Origin of the sequence: Sorangium sp. So ce1153, from assembly GCF_051521595.1 — a bacterium.
GTDB lineage: Bacteria > Myxococcota_A > Polyangia > Polyangiales > Polyangiaceae > Sorangium.
This window is the reverse complement of the sequence record NZ_CP150361.1, coordinates 737,201-760,024: the sequence shown is the minus strand read 5'-3', so window position 1 is coordinate 760,024 and position 22,824 is coordinate 737,201. Positions and strand designations below refer to the sequence as shown.

Sequence of the window (22,824 nt, the reverse complement as noted above, 5' to 3'; positions counted from 1 at the left end):
GCGTGGCCGGCGTCACGCGCTCGCCCGCTGCCGGACGCCTGCACACCATGGTGACACGCCGCGTCCTGGGCTATTGACATGGACGTAAGTCCCGGTCTACCGTCGTGCGACAGCTCTGTAATATCGTCAGTAGCTGACGTTCCAGGCAAATCGCTCGCTGGCAAGCGACCCAAGGCACGATGGCCGTTCAGGGCCATACGCTGGGAGCTGCCAAGGCAGGTGCTGATGCGAAGGTTCATGTTCACGCTGCTCCTTCCCCTCGTGTGCGCCTGCGCTCCTGACGCATCCGTCCAGGAAGGGCTCGCGACCAGGTCCGGTCTCCTGCCCTCCGCGGAGGTCCAGGGGTCCACCACGCCGGCGCCGGGCGAGCTCTCGCCGAGCGGTGTCGTATCGAATGGATTCTGGCCGAATGCGCTCAGGCCGGACTCGATACCGTCGACCACGCTCGGCGCTCTGAAGGTCCAGGCGCTCGGAGGGGTCGTGTCCCGCGACTTCCTCCGTTATGCGATCGGCTGCGCGCTCGATCGCTCGCAGGCGATCAAGCTCGACGGCCCCGGGGGCGCCGAGGAATACCGTGGAGCTGTCGGGCTCGCTCCCGAATGGACGGAAGGGCCGCTCTCTCCGGCCAAGCAGCGGTGGGTGTCGGCGTGCGTCGCCGCGCGGACCAACTACTTCGGCGTTCCGGTGATGCTGTCGATGCGCGCGCAGGCGAGCGCGCAGCTCGCCGCCGGCCCCGAGGAGCGCAGCGCCTTCACCGGCAAGGAAGGCGCGTTCTGGGGCAACCTGTTCGGCGAGACGCCCGCGCTGTACACATGCCACGTCCCGGACAACCTGGAACGCTCCCGCGCGAGGAGCCGCGCGTGTGCGACGGGGCATGACACCGGCTCCGGCATCGTCGGGTGCGGCATCATCCAGCGGACGGGAGACTGCTCGTCTGTCTGCTCGGCCGCCGCCGACCCGGCGATGGGCTATGCGGCGTGCAACGGATCGAGGGAGGTCATCACGACCTTCCTCGAATAGAATCGAGGCCCGAGCCAGGGGGTCCGCCTTCGCAGTCGAAAAGGGTCCGAGGGATGAGCCGAGTGGGAAGAGCGGGCCCGGAGAGCGGCAACGCCGCGAGAGCGGCGGAGGAGGAGCTCACGCCCAGGGCCGTCCCGCCCGCCCCCTCGAGCAGGCCCCCTCGCGCCGCGCCGCAGGCCCCCCCGGAGGGCTCGGGCGCCGCGCAGGAGACGATGTTCGTCTGCGTCGACCCGCCCTCCTCGCGCGCGCCGAGCCGGTTTCCGATCCGCGACTGGGATCGGTATGAGTGCCTGTCGCTCGTCGGCAAAGGGGGAATGGGCACGGTCTACAAGGCCAGGGATCCCAGGCTCCAGCGGTACGTGGCGATCAAGCTCATCCGCGGCAACGACCCGGAGCTCGCCCAGCGCTTCATCTGGGAGGCGCGGGCCCAGGCCCGGGTCGAGCACCCGAACATCTGCAAGGTGTACGAGGTCGGCGAGGCGCAGGGGCAGCCGTTCATCGCCATGCAGTACATCGACGGCCAGCCGCTCCACCGCGTGGCGCAGCAGATGTCGCTCGAGCAGCGGGTGAAGATCGTGGCCGACGTGGCCGACGGCCTCCACGCCGCCCACCGGCTCGGGCTGATCCACCGCGACATCAAGCCGGCGAACATCCTGGTCGAGCGCACCGCCGACGGCGCGTTTCGCCCCTACCTCCTCGATTTCGGGCTCGCGCGGGACATCGCGTCAGACGGCCGGGCGACGACGAGCGATGAAGGGACTCCCGCCTACATGGCGCCCGAGCAGGTGTCCGGGGGCCAGCGCCAGCTCGACCGCCGCACGGACGTCTACTGCCTCGGCTCGACGCTCTACGAGGTCCTCTCCGGGCGCCCGCCGTTCGTCGATCCGTCGGTGACGAGCCTCATCTGGCGGGTGGTGAACGAGCTGCCCGTGCCGGTGCGCCAGGTCGACAAGGGCATCCCGCTCGACCTGGAGACCATCGTGATGAAGTGCCTCGAGAAGGAGCCTCAGCGGCGGTACGACTCCGCGAAGATGCTCGCCCTCGATCTCGGGCGCTACCTCGAGGGCGAGCCGATCGACGCGCGGCCCCCGAGCCTCGTTTACCGCGCGCTGAAGCGGGCGCGGAAGCACCGGCTCGCGGTCGCGGCGGGCGCCGCGGCGCTCGTCGTGCTGTCGCTCTCGGGCGCCGTCGCCCTCCGCGCGAAGCTCGCCGCCGCGCGCCAGGCCGAGCTCTCGGCGCACGTGGCGTCCCTGGCCGAGGGCTTCGGCCAGGACGTCAAGGAGATGGAGCTGTTCATGCGCTACGCGTACGCGCTCCCCCTCCACGAGGTGTCGCGGGAAAAGGAGGTCATCCGCGCGCGCATGGGCGAGATCGACCGGAAGATGCAGGCCATGCGCGGGGCCGCGGGCGACCTCGTCGAGGGCCCCGGCCACTACGCGCTCGGGCGCGGGCACCTCGCGCTGCACGAGCCCGAGGAGGCGCTCACGCACCTCGAGGCGGCGCTCGGGAGCGGGTACGCCGCGCGGGAGGCGAAGTTCGCGGCGGGGCTCGCGCACGGGATGCTCTACCGGAAGGGGCTCGACCGGGCGATGCGCCTCGCCGACAGGGGGGAGCGGTCCGCGCGGCAGGTCGAGCTGGAGGAGCGGCACAAGGCCCCGGCGATCAAGTACCTGCGCGACAGCGTGAGGTCGGCCGCGGCGCCGTCGGCGTACACCGCGGCGCTCATGGAGCTCTACGAGGGGCGCTTCGACGAGGCGCTCGGCGACGCGCGGCGGGCGTTCGCGCGGTCGCCCTGGGAGTACGAGGCGAAGAAGCTGGAGGGCGACGTCCTGTTCGCGAAGGGGGCGGCGGCGCGCGACCTCGGGGACCACGCGGCGGCGCTCGTCGAGTTCCGGGCCGCCATCACCTCGTACGAGGCGGCGGCGCAGATGGGCGAGAGCGATCCCGAGGTCCACGAGGCGGCCGCGAGCGCCATGAGCGAGGTGATGCTGATCGAGGCCCAGCGCGGCGGCGACGTGGCGCAGCTGTTCGAGCAGATCATCGACCGCTGCGACAGGGCGCTGCGCGCCAACCCGCGCGCGAGCGGCGCCCACGCGAAGCGCGCGTGGGCCCACGTGCACCGGGCCAGGCGGGACCTGTCGAGGGGCTCGGACCCGAGGCCGGACCTCACGCAGGCGATCGCGTCCAGCGAGCAGGCGATCCAGGGGGACCCGTCGGACGCGACCGCGCACGGCTCGATGGGGGCGAGCTACTTCCTCATCGCTTCCTACGAGAGCACCCTGGGGCTCGACGCGAGGAGCTCGCTCGAGCGCGCGATCGAGAGCATGCAGCGGTCGCTCGCCCTCGACCCGAACTCCTTCTGGGCGTGGAACGACACCGGCATCGCCTTCGGCATGATGGCCGAGTACAGCGCTTCCCACGGCGCCGATCCCCTGCACCTCTTCGAGCTCAGCGCGTCGCACATCGAGCGGGCGATCGAGATCGCCCCGAACGACGCGCCGCCGCGGCTCAACCAGGGCTGGTTCCACGCGCGGCGGGCGCAGTACGAGCTCGACCACGGGGCGTCGCCCGAGGAGTCGCTCGAGGTGGCCAAGGACAACCTCGAGGCCGCGCTCCGGCTGCGGCCGGACGCCTATCAGTCCTACAACAACCTGGCCCTGACGTACCTGATCCAGGGCCGTTACGAGCGGCTCACCGGCGGGAGCCCGGAGGTGTCGCTCGCGCGGTCGCTCGACGGCTACACCGCGGCGGCGCGCCTGAACCCCGAGGATCTCGAGGCGCAGCAGGGGACGGGCCTCGCGCTCGCCGAGGCGGCGGCGTGGGCGATCGATCGCGGCGAGGATCCGACCGGCACGCTGCGCGCGGCGCGGGGCTCGATCGAGCGCATCGTGGAGGCGAACCCCCGCAACGCCGAGGCGCTCCTCGCGCTCGGGAGCATCGACCTGCTCTCGGCGCGGTGGGCGGCGTCCCGGGGGAGGAGCCCGTGGGCGCCCCTCGACGCCGCGGAGCGGTCGCTGCTCCGCGCGGTCGAGGCGAACGACGGCAACGCGAGGATCCACGGCGCCCTGGCCGAGGTCCACCGGCTGCGCGCCGCCTTCGTCGGGCCGGGGGTGGTCGACGTGCGCGCGGAGGTCGAGGCGGGGCTCGCGCTGGTCGACCGCGCGCTGACCATCGACCCGGTCTTCCCGGCGGCGACCGCCGAGCAGGGCGCGCTGCTCTTGCTGAAGGCGAGGGCGGAGCGCGAGCCGGCGCAGCGCCTGGTCCTCGCCCGCCGCGCCGCAACCGCGCTGGAGCGGGCGCTCCACGACGCCCCGCTGCTCGCGCGCGAGCACGCCCCGCACCTCGACCAGGCGAGGAAGCTCGCCGAGGCGAGCGCCCCCGTAGCGCTGCAGCCGTCCGCCCCACGCGCCCCCTAGGACCATCGAGCAGGGTGAAACCCCGAGAAAATGAACCACAGAGGCACAGAGGCACAGAGTTTTTTGGTTCTTCCTCTGTGTCCTCTGTGCCTCTGTGGTTCAAATCTCTTTATTCCCGGGCGTTTCAACTCGATATTGGTGCTCTAGCCCTACTTTCGCGAAGCCGACAGGGGTTGGATGTGTAGACGCACGGCGCGCACCGAAAATCGTGCACGTCCCCTGGATGCGGCGACCTGTCGTCGCTACATGAACGAAAAATGCACATCTTCGAGCGGGAGGTGGACGGTCGCCGCTACCGGATCGCGGCGCAGTCGGTGTGGGACGCGGTAGCGGGGCGCTCGGTCGCGAGGCAGGTTGTCCTCGGGCCGGCGGACCCGCCGCCGACGGTCGACCTCGGGCGAACGCGGACGGTCGGAACGAAGGCGGTGGGGGACGTCGGCGCGCTCGTTTGGGTTGCCGAGCAGCTCGACCTGGTGAGGCTGATCAACGAGGCGTGCGGTGACTACGGCTCGAAGAACGGGCCGTCCGTGGGCGAGATGGCCGTCGCCGTCGCGCTTCAGCGCGCATGCGCGCCGGGCCCAAAGTGTGACCTGGGGGACTTCCTCGACGGCGCATTGCCGCGGGTCTCGTGCCTGCCCGGGTCAGCATTTACGGGGCAGGCTTTTCACCGCATCGCGCAGCAGGTCACCGATCAGGAGCTGGAGGCCGCCCAGGTGGCGATCGCTCGGGCGGCGATCGGTCGGTTTGCTCTGTCAGCCGACGTGCTGGCGTTCGACACGACCAACTTCGACACGCACATCGCCACAACGACCCCCGGCGAGCTGGCGCGTCGCGGACACGCCAAGAGCAAACGAAGCGACCTGCGGGTGGTGGGACTCGGCCTGCTCGTGAGCGAGACCGGGCACGTGCCGCTCTTGTACCGGGCCTTCGGCGGCAACAGCTCGGATCAAGCCGTGCTCGAGGAGTGCCTGCAAGGGCTGAGCGAGCTGCACAGCGCGCTCGACGCCGGGGAGCAACGAACCAGCCCAGGTCATCGGACACTCGTACGCGACGGTGGCTTCTGGAGCCCTCAGCTGGAGCTTCATCTGGAAGTCACCGGCTACTACAGCCTCATCTCGTTGCCTCTGGGACACAGCGCGGCCGAATGGGCGCTGCAGCAAGCTGCGCAGAAAGGCGCGATGCGGCACCTGACCGGACAGTACGAGGACGTACGCGCTGCCCGCGTCCGGACCCAGGTCGGCGACCTTGACCGCACGCTCGTCGTTATCGAGAGCATCACGCTGCTCGAGGGGCAGAAGCGCGGCATCGAGGCGCGGCTGACCAAGGCCAAGGAGGAACTGGGCAGGCTTGAGGCGCTGGTGGAGGCCGGCCGCATTCGACGCGCGTCGCTCGAGCAGCGCGTACGCAAGGCGCTCGCGCGCGAGCACTTGGCCAGCTTCGTCGTGGTCGAGATCGACGGCCAAGAGCAGACCCCGACGCTGAGCTGGCGGGTCGACGCCGCTCGCCGGCGAGAGCTCGAGGCAACGCGTCTGGGCAAGCGTGTGCTCTGCACCGACCACCACACCTGGAGCACCGAACGCATCGTCCATGCCTTTCGCGGCCAGTGGAACGTCGAAGAGCTCTTCCGTCGCTCGAAGAAGGGAGGCGTTGTGCCCTGGGGTCCCTCACATCAGTGGGCCGACGGCTCGCTGCGGCTCCACACCTTCGCCACGGTGCTCGGGCTGATGCTCGTCAGCCTGGCACGCATCGCCCTTGGCACCGACGCCTCCGCCCGCGCCATGATGGACAGCCTCGGCGACATCCGCGCCACGCTGGTCCGGACCGCAACGGGCGCCCAGGGACGGCGCCCCACGATCCCGCTCGCGCCCGAACTGAATGCAGAACAGCGCCGCGCTGCGCGCATCTTCGAGCTCGACCGTTGGCTTCCAGGTCTTTCTTCATCTAGACGCCGACAGAGCGCAGCATCTGGAAAGCAAGCGCCTTCCTAAACCTCAGGAACGCGCGTTGCGAAAGTAGGGCTAGCGGGCGACCGCCGCTACCGACGCTTTGGGCGGGGGCGCAGCCTCGAGAGCGCCTCGTCGTGGGCCCACTTGACGCGCATGAACTCGCCGGCGTCGCCGCCGCGATCGGGGTGCGTGACGAGCGCGAGCCGGCGGAACGCCTGGCGGATCTCGTCCGCGCCGGCGGCCTCCGTCAGGCCGAGCACCGCGTACGGCGACGCGCCGCGCGCGGAGGCGGGCCGCGACGGGGCGCGCCGCGACGGCCCAGGGGAGGGCGGCGGCGGCGCCTCGCGGCGCGCGCGCGGCCTCGGCCAGGGGGGCTCGCCGCGCAGGATGCGCGTCCAGGCCGTCGCCCACGCCGGCTCGATCTCGACGAGCGGGCGCCCGGCGGCGCGCTCGGCCTGCGCCCTCGCCTCCTCCACGGTCCGCGCGCCGCCCTGGCTCGCGTCCGGAGGGCGGAACGGCTCGCGCGCGGGCTCGGCCGTCCACCAGGCGGCCCACAGGAAGCGGCGGCGGCGCGTCGGGGTGACGGCGTAGACGCCGCGGAGCGGGAGCGTCATCGGGGAGCCTTCAGAAGATCTCGGGGCACCACGGGGCGCGCGCGGCGCGGAACAGGCCGTCGGCGCGCTCGACGGCGCCGTCGGAGAGCGCCTCGACCTGGCCGGCGTCGGCCAGCTGCTGGAAGGAGACGCCGCCGAGGTACGCCGAGCCGAGCGCCGCGATGTCGAGGCGGAGGTCCGGCGCCGCCGTCGTCCGCGCCGCGCGCCGCTCGCCCCCGTGCAGCCGGAACCGACCGGCGTTCCACGGGCAGTCGCGGTCGGCGATCTCGAGGGTGAGCGGCTCGCCGCTGCCGTAGGCGCGCGCGGCGAGCGCCGCCTCGACGTCGACGATGCGCACCCACAGCCCGTCGCCCACCGTGAGGCGCAGGCGCCGCGGCTCGACGAGCAGCAGGCCGAGCGGGTGATCCGGCGGCAGGAGGTTCGCCTCGATCCGCTGCGCCAGGTCGAGGTTGAAGAGGTACCGCCAGATGAGCCTGGTGCCGAGCGGCGTCGCGCCGACCGCCTCGATCACGCGGACCGAGCCGACCGGGATGTTGGACGCGTCCCAGCGGTGGTGCAGGCAGTACATCGCATACGCCTCGGCGCGCCCGCCGACCTCGATCACCACGCGCTGGAGCGGGCCGCCGCCCTGGCGGGTGAAGTCGCTGTCGATCAGCCGGCGGACCTCCCACCACACCTTCGAGCGCGCCAGCATCCCGGGGACGAGCGGGCGGGCGCGCTCCCAGACGGGCGGGAAGGCCTCGAGCGCCTCCGCCTCGCCGAGGAGCCGCGCGCGGCCCTCCGCGGCCGCCTCCCCGCGGAGCGCGGCGCGGTCCCGCTCGATCGAGATGGAGCACGCGTGGGACGCGAGGCCGTAGCCGAAGCGGCCGTAGATGGAGCCCTCGGTGGCCCAGAGCGAGGAGATCGGGCGCCCTTCGGCCCGCGCGTCCTCGAGGTGCTGGCGGATGAGGGTCGTGAGGATGCCGCGGCGGCGGTGCGTCGGCATCACCGCGACCGCCGTGAGCCCGGCGACGGGGACGGCGCCGCCGGGCGTGGTCATCGTGAGCGAGAACGAGCCGGCGGCCCCGACGATCGACTCGCCGTCGTAGGCGCCGACGCGCGACGTGAGCTCCGGGAGGCGCATCGCGCCCTCGAGGCGCTCGGGGTCCACGACGGCGCCGAACGCGGTGAGGATGGGGAGGCTGAACTCGCGCTGCTGATCGGCGGTCAACTGCCTGAGCTCGATGTGCATGCGGCGAACATAGCAAAGGGGGCTCGCGAGGGAGGGGGCGACCTCGGCGGCGCGCGCCTCGTGCGCCCGCGCCGACAGCCCCCCTACGCGCTCAGCCGCTCGCGCTCCCGCGCCGCCGCGCGCCGGACGCGCGTCTTCAGCCACGCCTCGATGAGCGGCCACACCGTGAGCGGCGCGTCCCGCCCGACGACGATGTCGAGGTGGCCGCGCGGGAACTCGCGGTACGTCCGGTCCGACGATCGGCTGAAGTCGTACGCCGGCTTCACGGACGCCGGCGGCGCGAGGTCGTCGAACGTGCCGGCGACGACGAGGAGCGGCAAGTCCAGGGCCTCGAAGCGCTCGGCGTACCCGAAGAGGCTCCCCATGTGGTGGCCGCTCTTCCGCGACGCCGCCGCGTCCAGGAACATGTTCCGGAGCACCGTGATGCTGCCGCTGTCCATCGCCAGCGACATGTGCTGCGTCAGCACCCGCGTCTCCATCGAGCCAGGGACGAACCCGCGGATCGGCAGCGGAAAGATCGGGCTCTCGACGAACGCGCGCACGAACCGGAACGGCTCCCCCCACGCCGAGAGCGCCAGCGCGCCCTGCCCGAGCGGGACCCGGCGGTCGACCGTCAGCATCAGCCGGCCGAGCAGCGCGAGCGCGCGCGAGCCGTGCGTGAACAGGTAGGGGCTCCCGAGCGTGACGATGCCGCCCACCGCGTCGCCCATCGTCGGCGCGGTCGCGTAGCTGATGAGACCCCCGAGCGAGTGCCCGATGAGGTACACCGGCCGCGGGCCCGAGATGCGCCGGACCTCCTCGATCGCGGCCGGCAGGTCCTCGCGGACGAAATCGGTCACGTGCCCCGGCCGCCGCGCCCCGAGGTGCCGCGACCGCCCGTGCCCCCGCAGATCCAGGTTGAAGACGTCGAAGCCCGCCCGCGCCAGGTAGTTCGAGAAGCTGCGCGACGGCAGGTGCCAGATGTACCGGTTCTGGCCGTACCCGTGGATCAGCAGCACGCTCGCCGCCGTGCTCCGCAGCCGCGCGCTCCGCTTGCGGATCATCGCGAGCGGCACGTCGTGGACCACCGCCTCCCGGTCGACCACCGGGTCCTCGCCCCCCGGCGCGCGCGCCCCCTCGATCCCACGGCTCGCCGGCGCGACCTCGGTCGCGGTGCTGCGGACCCGCACCACCACGAGCTCCTTGATGAACCTGTCCCGCTCATCGCGGTCGACCGTCTGCTCGACCAGAGACTGGTGGAGGATCATCCTTTCCGTCTATTGCGGATCATTTCGCTGTGCGCAACCTCGGAGCTGCCGGCTCCCGTGGAGGGAACGCCGGCGCCGCGGGGTGTCCCCGCCAGGCCCCGCACCGCCTCCCACGCCGTCCTCGAGCGGGCGCGCTCTGGCGCGCGGCGCGCCGCGTGCACCGGCGCGGAAAAAGCTCCGCCGTGGGCGGCCCGCGGGTGCCCCATGGCGCTGCGTCTCGTGTACCCTCCCCCTCGGCTGGTACCCGGTAACACACGCGCGGAGGACCGGAGTCTCACCTTGGCGCGTCCGTCCCGCGTCCCTTCGAGGGAGTGCCCGAGTCCGGCCCTGACCTTACGCATCGCTAGGTGACCTACAATGTACCACTTCAAGATGGGTCGGCAGCTCGCGGTCGGGGTGCATGCCAAGGCCGCCGCGCTCGCCGCTCTGCTCGGCGCCGTGTGCTTCGCGCCGAGCGCGCACGCGCAGTCGGAGGGCGGCTCGGACAGCAACGCGGACGACTCCCTCGCTTCCGAGAAGCAGGCCGCGGACGAGAAGGAGCAGGGCGACAAGACGCCCGGCGAGAAGGACAAGCTGGCGGAGGTCGAGCCCGAGGAGGCGCCGTCCGACAACGCCCCGCTCGAGAAGGACGGCAAGGCCTACAAGTTCATCGGGATGCGCTTCCGGAACGTCATCGTCCCGAAGTTCATGATCAACCTCTTCGCCGACGGCGGCGCGGCGGTGAACGTCTTCACGTTCGGCCCGGAGTTCACCACCCGCAAGAACGGGCTCGAGCTCGATCTGGCGCTTTCCTACGCCGACTACTCGATGGATCCCTTCCTCTTCAAGGGGAAGAACGACGACCAGTTCGCCTGGGAGATGGTGTCGAGCGACATGAAGCTCGTCTATTTCACGAGCGACCTCCTGTTCGAGATCCCGCTCGACGAGGAGAAGGGCCGCTTCTCGCTCCTCGTCGGCGGCGGCGTCGGGCTCGGCGTCGTCTTCGGCAATCTCTACCGCGCGCAGGCGTACCCGAACACCCCGGGGTCGGCCCCGTCGCCGGACGACGTCGGCTCCTGGAGCAAGTGCTCCGGCGCGGGCAGCGCCTACTGCGACGCCTCCAACAACCATTACGGCAACTACGACGAGCCGAGCTGGGTCAACGGGGGCGCGAAGCCGTCCGTGTTCCCGTGGGTGTCGTTCCCGCAGGTGAGCTTCCGGTACAAGCCGATCAAGCAGCTGCAGACGCGGCTCGACGCCGGCCTCTCGATCACGGGGGTCTTCTTCGGGATGTCCGCGGGGTATGGCCTCTGATCGAGGGATGACGTGACGCCGCCTCCGCTGTTTCCCCCGCGCTATGAGCCGATCGGGACGCTCGGAAAGGGCGGCGGCGGCGAGGTGTGGTCGGTCCGCGACCGGATCACCGGCAAGACGGTCGCGCTGAAGACGCTCGGCGAGGACGCGGACGAGCCGGAGGTGCTCGCGCTCGTCCGCGAGGCGGCGGCGCTGTCGGGCGTCGAGGGCCTCGGCGTGCCGCGCGTGCTGCGCTTCGGCCGGCTGTCGGGGTCGGGGCGGCCGTTCATGGTGCGCGAGCTCGTCGACGGGACGAGCCTCGCCGACCTGCTCGCGCGGCGGGGCGACCTGGCCAGGAACCTCGCCGCCATCGCCGACGCGGCCGATCAGCTCACGCGCCTGCACCGCGCCCTCCTGCTGCACGGCGACGTGAAGCCGGCGAACATCATCGTCGGCGACGGCGGCCGCGCCACGCTCGTCGACCTCGGCCTCGCCGCGCCGTTCCGGGACGGCGGCGCGCGGCCCCTCGGCCTCACGCCCCGCTACGCGGCGCCGGAGCTCTTCAAGGGCGATCCGCTCACCGTCCGCGCCGAGGTGTTCGCGCTCGGCGCGACGATCGCCGAGGCCCTGCGCGACAGCGAGGGCGAGCGCGATCCGAAGGTCGTCGACGCGCTCCAGGCGGTGGTCGACCGGGCGACCGCCAGGGACCCGAACGCGCGCTACCCGAGCGCGGACGAGCTCGCGAACGCGCTCCGGCGCGCCGCGCGGCTCCCGTGCGGGCCGCACGAGGAGGCCGCCCGGCCCGACGCCGACGCGGGCGCGCGGCCCGACGCGGGCGCGGACGCGGTGGTCTGGCCGATCGTCGGGCTGGACGCGCCGTCCACGCGGCTGCTCGCGCAGATCATGGGCCTGCCCGCGGGCGGCGGGCTCTCGATCGAGGGGCCCTCCGGGTCCGGGCGGAGCGCGCTGCTCCGGCGCATCGCGTGGTCGCTCGAGGTCGGCGGGTACGGCGTCGCGTGGGTCGAGGCGGCCAGCGTCGCCGACCCGCGCGAGGCGCTCGCGATCGAGCTGTCCGGGCACGACCCCGGCCGGGTGACGGCGCTCGTCGACGACGCCGACCGGCTCGGCGACGCGGCGCTCGAGCGGCTCGACGAGGTGCGGAAGGCCGGCGGCAAGCTCGTGCTCGTGCTCGGGGCGCAGGCGCAGAACACGCAGGGCGCCGCGGCGACCCCCGCGCGCGCCGCGCTCGCCGGCCGCGGGTTCGAGCGCCTCGAGATGGCGCCGCTCGACGAGCAGGTCGCCCGCGAGCTCGTGCAGCGCACCATCCCGTCGCTGAGCGACGCGGTGGCCGCGCACGTCGTCGCGCGCGCGGGGCGTTGGCCGGGGCGCATCCGGGACATCGTCGCGCGCATCGCGCGCGCGCCCGTCGCGTCGACCGAGGACGTCGACCGGCTGCTCGACGCGCCCCCCGCCTCCGGGGCGGCGGCGTCCGGGCCGGGCGGCGCGGGCGCGGACGGGTCGGCGCTGCCCGCCGCGGAGATCCACCGGCTGCTCGACCGCGGCCACTTCGACGCGGCGGCGGAGGCGCTCGGCAGGTACCAGGGCGACAGCTCGCCCGCCGTCGTGATCGCGCGCGCGCGGCTCGCCATGAACCGCGGCGACGCGGCGCGCGCGCTCGCCGAGCTCCAGCGCGTGAAGGACGAGGTCGAGGCCTCGGGCGACCACGGGATGGGGGCGTTCTGGTCGCTGCAGATGGCCCGGGCGCTCGTCCGCGTCGGCGACTACGGCGAGGCGGAGCGCCGCGCGGGCGAGGCCGTGGAGCGGGTGGGCCCGATCAAGCTCGAGGCGGAGCTCGCCGGCGGCGTGCGCTCGCAGCTCGCGCCGGTCGCCGCGTTCGGCGCCTCGCCCGAGGCGATCGCCGCCGAGGCGGTGGCGACGCGCGGGCTCGCGCAGAGCTTCGCCTCGCGGCACGAGGAGGCGAAGCGCACGCTCGAGCACGCGGTCCGGCTCGCGCGGCTCACGGGCGAGCCGCGGATCCTGTCGGTCGCGCTCGTCTCGCTCGCCTTCGCGCTCCAGCGGGACGATCGCCTGAGCGAGGCGAAGGCGGTCTACGAGGAGGCGCTCACCGCGGCGGAGCAGGCCGGCGACGCGGGCACGCTCGCGACGACGCGCCTGAACCTGGCCGCGCTCACGAAGCTGCAGGGCGACCTCGGCGCGGCCATCCGCCACCTCGAGGCCGCCGTCGACCTCGGCCGGCGCTCGGGCCGCGTGGCGACCATCCGCCAGGCGCTGCTCAACCTCGCGAACCTCGATCTCTACCTCGGGCGGCTCGCGCGCGCGCGGGTGTCGCTCGACGCGCTCGCCGCCCACCGCGCCGACCTCGCGCCGCAGCAGCACGCGCAGCTGCTCGCGCTCGAGGCGGAGCACGCGGCGCGCTCCGGCGACCTCGAGCAGGCCGAGCGGCTCTGCCTGGAGTGCGCCGAGGCGTACGAGGCGATCGGCCGGCGGGTCGACGGGGTCGAGGCGCGGCTCGAGCGCGTGCTCTTCGCCGTGGCGCGGGCCGGCGCGGACCCGCGCGCGCTCGGCGAGGAGATCGACGTGGCCGCCGAGCGCCTCGGGACCACCGGGGCGCACCGCGCGCTGCTCGCGCTCGCGCGCGGGCGCGTCGCGGCGCTCGCGCGCGACGAGCGGCAGGCCCGGGCCGCGTACGACGAGGCGCTCGACGCCGCGCGCGCGGCGGGCCAGCGCGACTGGATCTGGCGCGCGCTGGAGGCGCGGGCGCAGCTCGAGGCCGAGCGCGGGCACGTCATCCGGGCGCGCCACGACCGCGAGGAGGCGCTGATCACGCTCGAGGAGATCGCCTCGAAGCTGCCGCGCGACCTCCGGGAGGTCTTCTGGAACGACGCGCGCCGCAAGGAGATCCGGGCGGCCGCGATGCTCGAGCTGATGAGCGGCCGCACGGTGCCGTTCACGCAGGGCGCGGCGACCCCTCCCGGCGAGGACCGGCTGGCGCGGGTGCTCGAGATCAACCGGGAGATCGCGGGCGAGCACGACCTCACGCGCCTGCTCGCGAAGGTGACCGACCACGCGATCGCGCTCCTCCAGGCGGAGCGCGGCTTCATCATCCTGCAGCGGCCGCCGCGCGACGAGCCGCCGCCCGCCGCGGGCGAGGGCGCGGTCGACCTCTCGATCCACGCCTCCCGCGACCAGGCCGGGGACGACCCGCACGCGCGGTTCTCGAGCTCGATCGCCGAGCGGGTGATCTCCACGGGCGAGCCGGTCGTGACCGCGAGCGCGCGGGACGACGCGCGCATGAGCGACTACGTCTCGGTCCACCAGCTCATGCTGCAGTCGGTCGCCTGCGTGCCGATCCGGCAGCGGAGCGGGCAGGTGATCGGCGCCCTCTACCTGGAGACGCGCCTGAGCGCGGCGGCGAAGTTCGAGGCCGAGCTCCCCACGCTGACGGCGCTGGCCGACCAGGTGGCGATCGCGATCGAGACCGCGCGCCTCGTCAGCGAGAACGAGCGCCGCGCCCGCGAGCTCGAGCGGGCCAACGAGGAGCTGCGCGCCGCGCGCGCCAAGCTGGAGGAGCTGCTCGGCCACAGGACCGCGCAGCTCGCCGCGACGCGGCGGGATCTGCGCTCGGCGCGCGCGGTGATCCGCGGCCATTTCGGCTACGAGGGGCTGGTCGGCACGAGCGAGGCGATGCGCCGCGTGTACGCGCTGATCGACCGGGTGAAGGACACCGACATCCCGATCCTCATCACCGGCGAGAGCGGGACGGGCAAGGAGGTCGTCGCGCGGACGATCCACAACGCGAGCCCGCGGGCGAAGAAGCCGTTCGTCGGCGTCAACTGCGGGGCGATCCCGGAGCACCTCCTGGAGAGCGAGCTGTTCGGGCACGTGCGCGGGGCGTTCACGGGCGCCGACCGCGACCGCAAGGGGCTCTTCCGCGAGGTGACGGGCGGGACCATCCTGCTCGACGAGATCGGGGAGATGCCGCAGAAGATGCAGGCGGGGCTGCTCCGGGTGCTGCAGGAGAAGGTGGTCCGCCCTGTCGGCGGCGCGCGCGAGGAGCCGGTCGACGCGCGGGTCATCGCGGCGACGCACCGGGACCTCGCCGACATGGTCTCGCGCGGCACGTTCCGCGAGGACCTCTACTACCGCCTCCACGTCGTCGAGGTGCGGGTCCCGTCGCTGCGGCAGCGCATCGAGGACATCCCGCTGCTCATCGACTACTTCCTCGGGATCTTCGCCGCGCGGTACGGCCGCGATCGCCGCAGCGTCTCCCGCGCCGCGCTGAAGCGGCTGTCGGCCTACAGCTGGCCGGGCAACGTGCGGCAGCTCGAGAACGTGCTGCTCAACGCGTGGGTCCTCTCGGACCGCCCCGAGCTGGAGAGCGACGACTTCGAGCTGCCCGACGCGGCGCCGCGGTCGCTGCGGAGCCCCGAGGCGGCGCCGGCGCCGCGCGCACCCGCGAGCAGCGCGGCGCCCGCGAGCGCAGGCCGGATCCCGCCGCCGCCGCCGAGCGACCCGCGCGTCGAGACGTCGCTCGACGCGCACAAGGCGAGCGAGCGAGAGCGGATCCTCGTCGCGCTCTCGAGCTGTAACTGGAACCGGGTGAAGGCGGCGCAGGTTGTGGGCCTGCCGCGCCGGACGTTCTACCGGCGGCTCAAGGAGTACGGGATCCAGTGACGCGGGGGCCGCGCCCGGGGCGGAGCCCGGCGGCGAAGCTGGCGGCGTGCTTGAGAGCGGCGGGCGAGGAGTGCAGCCCTACTTCGCCCAGAGCACCGAGAGGTCGAGCTCGATCGCCTCGAAGGGCTCTACCCGGACCCGCGCTGCGCCGCGATGGACGGGGCCGTGCCACCAGACCCGGCCCGGGGCGAGCGAGAACACCTCGAGCGTCCGCTCGATCGGATCGATCAGCCACGCGCAGCGCACGCCCTCGCGCGCGTAGACCGACATCTTGTCGTTGCGGTCGTACTCCTCGGTCGATGAGCTCAGCACCTCGCAGATCCAGTCCGGGGCGAGCGCGAAATAGGCCGTCTCGGGCAGCTCGGGCATGCGCTCGCGGCGCCAGCCGGCGAGGTCGGGCACGAGCGCGTCGATCTCGCCCGGCGCGCCCGGGTCGGGAAAGTGGAGCTCGGGTTCGACGAGGATGGTCCAGCCGCCGGGCCCACCGCGGCCGCGGTCGAACGGCCCGAAGAGCTCCCCCTGCAGCGCGCTCTCAGCCCTGGAATGCCGCGGTGCCGGCCGGGGCATGACGTGGAGCACGCCCCCGATGAGCTCCGCCACCTTGTTCGGCGGGACGGCTTCGAGGTCGGCGTACGTGGCGCGGCGCTGCTTCTCGGCGGGCTCGCCCATGGCCAGAGCCTGCCTGGGGGCGGGCAGCGGGGCAAGGCGGCAACGGACCGGCGCGGGTGCGGACCGCCGGAACGCACCTTCTGCGCCGCAGCGGGCGCCTTGACCCTGGCTCCCCTTTGCGCGACCTTTTTTCTTCGATGGAGGGCTCTCCCCGGGCCCTGCTCCTCACGGCCCGTTCCCGGCAGGGTCGGTAAGAGGGGCGAAGAGGGCGCGGCCCTTCGGGTGGTTCGTCGCGATCCTCCAGAGCGACCGCCTGTCGTGCCGGGACGACGCGAGCGCGGTCGCGGGGAGCGGTCGAATGGCGAATCGACGAGCGAACAAGAGGCTCCGCGCGCGGGTCCTCGCGCGCATGAGCGAGACCGGGGAGAGCTACCAGAAGGCCCTCGGCCATGTCCTGGCCACGGGCGGCGCGCCGGCCGCGGCGCGCGCGGCGGCCGGCGGCGACGAGCGCGCCGGGGCGCGAGCGCGGCGGCCGTCCGTGCGCGAGGCGGCGCCCGCCTCGCCCCTCGCCCTGTACCAGCGGGCCGTGGCGCTCCTCGCGGTCGCGGATCAGGCGCGCCGGCTGGACGGCGAGCCGTCGAGCGCGGCGATCCACGCGGAAGCGCTGGCGACGTTCGTCGTCTACTGGCGCGCGAGCGCGGGCGAGGGATCCGCGGGCGCGTCGTCCATGCCAGGCGGCGACGCGTCGCGCGCCCTGCGGGCCGGAGCCGACCTCGTGGAGCGCGCCAGGGCGATGACCCGGCGGCTGTGGCACGGGCACCCGGCGATCGCGCTCTCGGCCGCGGCGCTCCCGGGCAGGAGCGGGCGCTGACCGCCGCGCCCCCGCGGCCCCGCGCGCGCCGCCTGGCCGGCCGCTCTCGCTGCGGTCTTGCCGGGCTGCGCGCCGCCAGGCAGGCTTCCGCGGCGTGGAGCGGGCGCGCCATCTCGGTCGCGCCGCCGCGCCACGCGCACAGGACCCCGTGAGCGATCGTTCGAACCTCGCCGCCTCCATCGACGGCGCGCCCCTCTCCGAGGAGGAGGCGCGCGATCTCTGGACGCGGTTCAGCCGGCACATGGATGAGCACCGCGGCGACATGGCCGGCTTCGCGCGCGAGAACGGCTACGTCAGCGTGACGCCGACGTTCGAGCGCGGGCGAGCGCTGCTCGTCGTCCGGACGACGGAGGCGCCGCCGGAGAAGCCCGCCCCGCGCCCCGGCGGCGACAGGCCCGCCCCGCGCCCCGGCGGCGACAGGCCCGCCCCGCGCCCCGGCGGCGACAGGCCCGCCCCGCGCGCCAACGGCAAGCCGGCCCCGCGCAGCGGCACGCCCGCGCGCGGCAAGCGGCGGCGCTGATCGCGCCGCCCGCGTCGGCGCCGATACCGGGACATGGCGGCCCTGCGCGAGGAGGGTGCGGGGGGCTGACGAGCTGCGGCGTCAGTACCGCTCTCGCTCGTAGCGCTTCGGGGTGCTCGGCACCCTGGAGTCGCGCGTGGCGCCCTCCTCCTGGCTCCCCGTGATCCGCCCGGAGAGGACCGCCTCCGCCAGCTCGCGGTACTCGGGGCTCGTCGTGCGATCCGCGCGCGCGAGCGACTGCTCCGCCGCGGCGCGCGCCTCTGCCGCGCGCCCCGTCAGCGCGTGGATCCGGGCGATCTCGGCGAGGATGGCGGAGAGCTCCGGGGCGTTGCCCGCGACCTCCAGCAGCCGCTTCGCGCCCAGGTAGAACGCCAGCGCCGCGCCGAGCTCCCCCTGGATGCGCGCCAGGTCGCCGCGCGCCCGCAGCACGCCGGCCTGGCCGGCGCCGTCCTCGAGCACCTCGAACAGGGCGAACGCCTGATCGTAGTCCGAGAGCGCGTCCTCCAGGTCCGACGCGTCGGCGGCGGCGACGCCCACGAGCTCCGCCACCAGCTCGAACTGCGCGCGGCGGAGGTCGCCGCGCGCCTTGAGCGTCGCGGCCTGGCCGCGGCGCTCGAAGCCGGAGCGGAACAGCGCGAGCGCGCGGTCGTAGTCGCGCACCGCGTCCACGAGGTCCTCCTGCTGCGAGCGCAGATCCCCCCGCGCCTTGAGCACGACGGCCTGGCCCAGGAGATCGCGCGTCGTCGTGAACAGCTCGAGCGCCTGATCGTAGTCCCGCTCGGCGCCCGCGAGGTCCCCCTGCCGCGTCCGGAGGTCGCCGCGCGCCTTGAGCACGCTGGCGTGCCCGAGGTGGTCCTCGGTGGCCTGGTAGAGCGTGAGCGCCCAGTCATAGTCGCGCGCGGCGCCCGTCACGTTGTCCTGGCCGAGGCGCATGTCGCCGCGCGCCTTGAGCACGCTGGCCTGCCCGCTCCGGTCGCCCGCGCTCTGGAACAGCGCGAGCGCGGTGCTGTAGTCGCGCGCGGCGCCGGGGAGGTTGCGGAGGCGAACGCGCAGATCGCCGCGCGACTTGAGCGCCCGGCCGTGCGCGGCGCCGTACGGGCGCGCGCGCGGCTGCTCCAGGGTCCCCGGGCCGTCGGAGTCGGCGGGCGTCTTGCGCGCGTCGGCGCGGGGCTTGAGCGGCTCGCGATCGCCGAGCTGCAGGAAGAGCTGGATCGCCAGATCGTAGTCGCAGACCGCGCCGCCGAGGTCGCCCTCCTCGGCGCGCGCGAAGCCGCGCGCCCGCAGCGCGTCCCCCTCCCCCGCGCGGTCGCCCGCGGCCTGGAACAGCGCGAGCGCCTCGTCGTAGTCGCGCACCGCCTGGACCGGGACGCCCTCCCGCAGGCGCAGCGCGGCGCGGTCCATGAGCACCTGGGCCTGGCCGAGCACGTCGCCCGCGGCCCGGAAGAGCGCGAGCGCCTCGTCGTAGTCGCGCGCGGCGCTCGCGCAGTCGTTCCGCCGGAGCAGCATGTTGCCGCGCTCGCGCAGCGCGTGGCCGCGCGCCTCGGGGACGGTGCCCTCGAGGCTCGGCGGCGCGCCGCTCGAGCGGGGGCCCCGCATCGCGCTCTCCCCGAGCGCCTCGGCCAGCGGGCCGCTCTTCGGCGCGCAGCGATCGGTCACGCTCTCGAAAGACCGCTGGGTGGGGGGATCTGCATCCACCCCCTTCGGCTCGTACTGGGCGTCGGCGCGGAGGCGCATGGAATAGGGATCATCATACCGCGGCGGCGCCCCCCTCGTGGAGACATTGCGCCGCCGCCGGCGTCGTTCGGCTTCGTTCTGCGTGCAGTGTTCCCCGATGTTTCCGAGGTTCCCGACCGCTGACGTTGCCGACGTCCGGCGAGGGCCGCCACGTTTTGTCGGGGTCGGCGCGGCGCTCGACCCCGACGACCAGGGCATTGCGCGGCTGGCAGCCTCCTTCGAGGCCGCGCCGCCGCGGTTCGCTCCCTCACGCGAGCGCCCGCGGGGGCGCCTCGCAGCCCGCCTCGCCCGCCGCCCAGCCCTGCCCGCAGCCGGCCGCGCCCGGCGGCCGGGGGTCAGAAGCCCTTGCGCGACACGAGCACCGCGTCGCGCTCGACCTCGTGCATCGACTGCGTCACGAGCGCCGCTGCCGTGCGCTCGCGCACGTGCACGACGCGCAGCTCGGCGTAGGTCTCGTCGGGCAGCAGCTCCTCGTCGACGCCGAACTTCGGCGTGTCGACCTGCGCCGGCCGCTCGTCCTGCACCTTCGGCCTGAGCGTCGCCAGCTTGCCGGCGCCGCCGAGCTGCTGCACCCACCTGTCGCCGCGCCGGACCGCGAAGAAGCGCTGCCCCGGCTTCACGCCGTCCTTCTCGCCCTTGTCGATGAACACCACCTGGTGCTGCCCGAAGAGCTGGTAGGGGTAGACGGCCGCGATGATGCGCGCCTCCAGGTCCTGGTCGGCGCTCGCCGGCGGCACCACGTCGAAGCGGCGCGCCACCGAGCCGACCCTGTCGCCGCGCTCGACCACGTCGAGCGACTCGACGAGCCGCGCGCGCACCATGTGCGTCTTCGGGTTGTAGCGGTCCACGCGCGCCGTGCCGCGCACGGTCACGAGCTCGCCCCGCGCGTCCCCGCTCTTCACCTTCTTGATCTCGCGGAAGATCGTGAGCTCCTGGCCGATCGCGACGTCGTGATCGTCCGCGAGGCGGAGATAGACGTCGTCGCCCTCGCTGAGGAGCATCTGGTCCTCGGGGCTGGCGACGAGCTCGCCCCACGTGTCCTTCCTCACGTCGTCGACCCAGCCGAGGTCGCGCAGGAAGATCGTCTTCGGCACCACCCGCCCCCCGCGCCGCGCGGCGCTCGAGCCGATGTTGCCGCGGGTCGGCCCCTCGTTCGGGTCGCGGAGCCGGATCCGGTCGCCCGGGTAGATCCAGTGCGGGTTCTGGAGCTGCGGGTTGAGCGCCCAGACCTGCGGCCACGCGTAGGGGTTCGTGTAGTACCTGCCCGAGATGTCCCAGAGCGTGTCGCCGCGCCGCACCGAGTGCGACTCGGGCACGAACTGCCCCTCGACGACGTAGCTGCCGTTCGCGCCGCCCCGCACCGACGCGGGGCCCTCGCTGCGGCGGCTCAGATCGAAGCCGTCCGACGCGCGCGACGTGTCCGTCGTGCCCCGCGAGCTCGACGGCAGGTGGGCGTTCGGATCGAACCCCGGCTGCGGGTAGCCCGGCACCACCACCTGCGTCTCGACGGTCGGCTCGGCCTGCGGGAGCTGGACCACGGTGACGCCCGGGCCCTGGCCGGCGCCGGCGCCCTCCTCGCCGCCCTGATCCTGGGCCAGCGCCAGCGGCGGCGCCGCGGCGAGCGCCAGGGAGACCGGGACCAGCGTTGCCTTCACGGGGAACTTCATCGCTTGCGCCTCGACAGGGTGGAGGGGGGCGGGCTCGGCGGCGGCGCTCCGCCCCGGGGCTCGTCGATCACGACGCCGTTCGCGGTCGAGCGGAGCACCGGGGACCGCGCGGCGTCGTCTTCTGCCGGCTCCGGCGCGAGCCGCACCACCTCGAGGTCAGGCCGGTCCGGCTCCTCCCGGGACGCGGCGCGGGCCTCGGTCGCCGCGGGGCGCTCCGCGCCGCGCGGGCCGCCGCGCGAGAGCTCCAGCGAGCCCACCCGGTCCGCGAGCACCGCGTTCTCGGCGCGCACCCGGACGATCTCCGCGCGCAGCTCGGAGAGCTGCTGATCGATCGCGTCCCGCCCCCCGCCGCACCCGGCGGCGAGCGCGGCGAGCGACAGCCCCATCGAGCAGATGCCCAGGCGTATCGTCATGCAGCGCCCAGCCTACCCGCCGCGGCGCCGGCCGGCCAAACGCGCGGCGATCTCCGCGCCGTCATCGCCGCGCGCGCGGCGATGACGGCACGGACCGCGCGCCCCCCGATGGCGGCGCCGCGCGCGGCCCGGCGCGACGGCGCGCGTTACGGAGCGCGCGCAGTTCTGCTAGGGTCCCGCCCCGGCATCGGTAGTGCTGTCATTTGAACATGAAGGCGGTAAGGCGGGAAGAAAATCTCAATGATCTTCCCGCCTTACCGCCTTCATGTGAACCCTCTCTGGGCAAATGACAGCACCACCCCGGCATCTGCCTGCGAGGGTGAACGTGCGGAAACTCTTTCTGATTTTCCTTGTCGGGACGGCGTGCGCCGGCGCCGCGTGCGGCGATGACGGCACGGAGCCCGCGCCGAGCGCGTGCTTCGACTACAGCAAGTTCGACGGCGCGACCCCCGAGGTGAGCTTCACGACCGACGTCCTCCCGGTCTTCCAGCGGTCCTGCTCGTTCAGCTCGACCTGCCACGGCGCCGAGGCCGGCTCGGCCGGCTTCGCGTACCTCGGTCCGGGGCTGAGCGAGCAGGCCACGCCGGCGCAGGTGGACGCGATCGTCGCCCAGAACGTCGGCGTCGCCTCGAGGTCGCCGTCCGGGATGCCGCGGATCACGGCCGGCGACCCCGCGAACAGCTTCCTCATGCACAAGCTCGACGGCACCCTGAGCTGCGGGGACCTCGAGTGCGCCCCCGACAGCTGCGGGGACCCGATGCCCTACGGCGGCGAGCCGCTGCCCGCGGCGGAGCGGGACGCGATCCGCAGGTGGATCCAGCAAGGGGCCAAGGTCAATTGATCGGCCGGCTGTCCGGCCACGTCGTTGAAGAGGGCGACGAGGGCACCGTCGTGCTCGACGTCAGCGGGGTCGGCTACGAGGTGACCGTCCCGCTCGGCGCCCTGGGCCGCGCGCGCGGCATCGCCGCCCCGACCGGCTCCGACGCGATCACCCTGTTCGTCCACACCCACGTGCGCGAGGACGCGCTCCTCCTCTACGGCTTCGCGACCCGCGAGGACCGGGCGGCCTTCCGCGTGCTCATCGGCGTCTCCAGCATCGGCCCGAAGATCGCGCTGGCCATCCTCAGCGCGCTCGGCGCGGCGGATCTCGCCGCGGTCATCGCGCGCCGGGAGACGGCGCGCCTCACCGCCATCCCCGGGGTCGGCAAGAAGACCGCCGAGCGGCTCGTCCTCGAGCTGAAGGACAAGCTCATCAACCTCCCCGCGGTCCCGCTCTCCCCCGCCGCCCCGCCGCCCGCGGCCGCCGGCGCGAAGCAGGAGCTCCTGCACAGCGCGCTCACCCGCATGGGCTACCGGCCGGCCGAGGCCGAACGCGCGGTCAACGCCCTCGGCGCGCGCGTCGACACCGCCCCGCTCGGCGACCTCGTGCGCGACGCGCTCGCGCTGCTGTCCAAGTGAGCCGCCCGCCGCGGTGAACCGGGCGGCAGGTTGAACGACAGCGCCCCGGCGGACGGCCCGCGGCGCCCGACCGTGCACGGAAGAGCGACAGACAGTCGACAGAAGGCGGCC

At 73.9% G+C, this 22,824-nt stretch carries 16 protein-coding genes; 9 read left to right on the top strand and 7 right to left on the bottom strand.

What is annotated here, in order from left to right:
- Positions 1–225 precede the first annotated feature (225 nt).
- From WME85_RS02680 to WME85_RS02670, 3 genes are all read left to right on the top strand, one after another.
- Positions 226–1,020: a hypothetical protein gene (locus WME85_RS02680; protein ID WP_437835048.1), complete on the top strand. Its 795-nt coding sequence runs from the start codon at positions 226–228 to the stop codon at positions 1,018–1,020.
- 53 nt (positions 1,021–1,073) lie between these two features.
- Complete coding sequence (locus WME85_RS02675) at positions 1,074–4,436, top strand: protein kinase domain-containing protein (RefSeq protein ID WP_437835046.1); 3,363 nt, start codon at positions 1,074–1,076, stop codon at positions 4,434–4,436.
- A 257-nt stretch (positions 4,437–4,693) separates the two neighbouring features.
- The gene (locus WME85_RS02670; protein WP_437829155.1) at positions 4,694–6,424 is read left to right on the top strand and encodes an IS1634 family transposase; all 1,731 of its coding nucleotides are present in this window, start codon (positions 4,694–4,696) and stop codon (positions 6,422–6,424) included.
- 47 nt (positions 6,425–6,471) lie between these two features.
- Here the strand turns inward: WME85_RS02670 and WME85_RS02665 are convergent, their stop codons facing one another.
- The 3 genes from WME85_RS02665 to WME85_RS02655 all read right to left on the bottom strand — a co-directional run bounded on the left by WME85_RS02665 (position 6,472) and on the right by WME85_RS02655 (position 9,474).
- Positions 6,472–6,996, bottom strand: a complete 525-nt coding sequence (locus tag WME85_RS02665; protein WP_437835044.1) for a J domain-containing protein — start codon at positions 6,994–6,996, stop codon at positions 6,472–6,474.
- Between the two features lie 10 nt (positions 6,997–7,006).
- Complete coding sequence (locus WME85_RS02660; protein WP_437835042.1) at positions 7,007–8,227, bottom strand: GNAT family N-acetyltransferase; 1,221 nt, start codon at positions 8,225–8,227, stop codon at positions 7,007–7,009.
- 83 nt (positions 8,228–8,310) lie between these two features.
- A complete protein-coding gene (locus WME85_RS02655) occupies positions 8,311–9,474 on the bottom strand; it encodes an alpha/beta hydrolase (RefSeq protein ID WP_437835040.1) in 1,164 nt (387 codons plus the stop codon).
- A gap of 357 nt (positions 9,475–9,831) precedes the next feature.
- Here WME85_RS02655 and WME85_RS02650 point away from each other — a divergent pair, with 357 nt between their 5' ends.
- On the top strand, positions 9,832–10,767 hold the full coding sequence (locus tag WME85_RS02650; RefSeq protein ID WP_437835038.1) for a hypothetical protein: 936 nt from the start codon (positions 9,832–9,834) through the stop codon (positions 10,765–10,767).
- Positions 10,768–10,779: 12 nt separating this feature from the next.
- On the top strand, positions 10,780–15,441 hold the full coding sequence (locus tag WME85_RS02645; protein ID WP_437835036.1) for a sigma 54-interacting transcriptional regulator: 4,662 nt from the start codon (positions 10,780–10,782) through the stop codon (positions 15,439–15,441).
- Positions 15,442–15,519: 78 nt separating this feature from the next.
- On the opposite strand, the gene WME85_RS02640 is transcribed toward WME85_RS02645, so the two are convergent.
- On the bottom strand, positions 15,520–16,110 hold the full coding sequence (locus WME85_RS02640) for a Uma2 family endonuclease (protein WP_437835034.1): 591 nt from the start codon (positions 16,108–16,110) through the stop codon (positions 15,520–15,522).
- Between the two features lie 298 nt (positions 16,111–16,408).
- Here WME85_RS02640 and WME85_RS02635 point away from each other — a divergent pair, with 298 nt between their 5' ends.
- Together WME85_RS02635 and WME85_RS02630 are read left to right on the top strand one after the other, a co-directional pair.
- Positions 16,409–16,921: a hypothetical protein gene (locus WME85_RS02635; RefSeq protein ID WP_437835032.1), complete on the top strand. Its 513-nt coding sequence runs from the start codon at positions 16,409–16,411 to the stop codon at positions 16,919–16,921.
- Between the two features lie 148 nt (positions 16,922–17,069).
- Complete coding sequence (locus WME85_RS02630; protein WP_437835030.1) at positions 17,070–17,441, top strand: hypothetical protein; 372 nt, start codon at positions 17,070–17,072, stop codon at positions 17,439–17,441.
- Positions 17,442–17,522: 81 nt separating this feature from the next.
- Here the strand turns inward: WME85_RS02630 and WME85_RS02625 are convergent, their stop codons facing one another.
- From WME85_RS02625 to WME85_RS02615, 3 genes are all read right to left on the bottom strand, one after another.
- On the bottom strand, positions 17,523–19,175 hold the full coding sequence (locus tag WME85_RS02625) for a tetratricopeptide repeat protein (protein WP_437835028.1): 1,653 nt from the start codon (positions 19,173–19,175) through the stop codon (positions 17,523–17,525).
- Positions 19,176–19,510: 335 nt separating this feature from the next.
- Complete coding sequence (locus WME85_RS02620) at positions 19,511–20,842, bottom strand: LysM peptidoglycan-binding domain-containing protein (protein ID WP_437835027.1); 1,332 nt, start codon at positions 20,840–20,842, stop codon at positions 19,511–19,513.
- Positions 20,839–21,255 (bottom strand): hypothetical protein, encoded by a 417-nt coding sequence (locus tag WME85_RS02615; protein ID WP_437835025.1) that lies wholly within the window; start codon positions 21,253–21,255, stop codon positions 20,839–20,841. Before WME85_RS02615 ends, WME85_RS02620 begins: the two co-directional genes overlap by 4 nt.
- A gap of 325 nt (positions 21,256–21,580) precedes the next feature.
- Here WME85_RS02615 and WME85_RS02610 point away from each other — a divergent pair, with 325 nt between their 5' ends.
- Positions 21,581–22,096 carry a hypothetical protein gene (locus WME85_RS02610; RefSeq protein WP_437835023.1) on the top strand — a complete coding sequence of 172 codons (516 nt, stop codon included), beginning with the start codon at positions 21,581–21,583 and terminating at the stop codon, positions 22,094–22,096.
- Positions 22,093–22,713 (top strand): Holliday junction branch migration protein RuvA, encoded by a 621-nt coding sequence (gene ruvA, locus WME85_RS02605; RefSeq protein ID WP_437835021.1) that lies wholly within the window; start codon positions 22,093–22,095, stop codon positions 22,711–22,713. Before WME85_RS02610 ends, ruvA begins: the two co-directional genes overlap by 4 nt.
- Positions 22,714–22,824 lie beyond the last annotated feature (111 nt).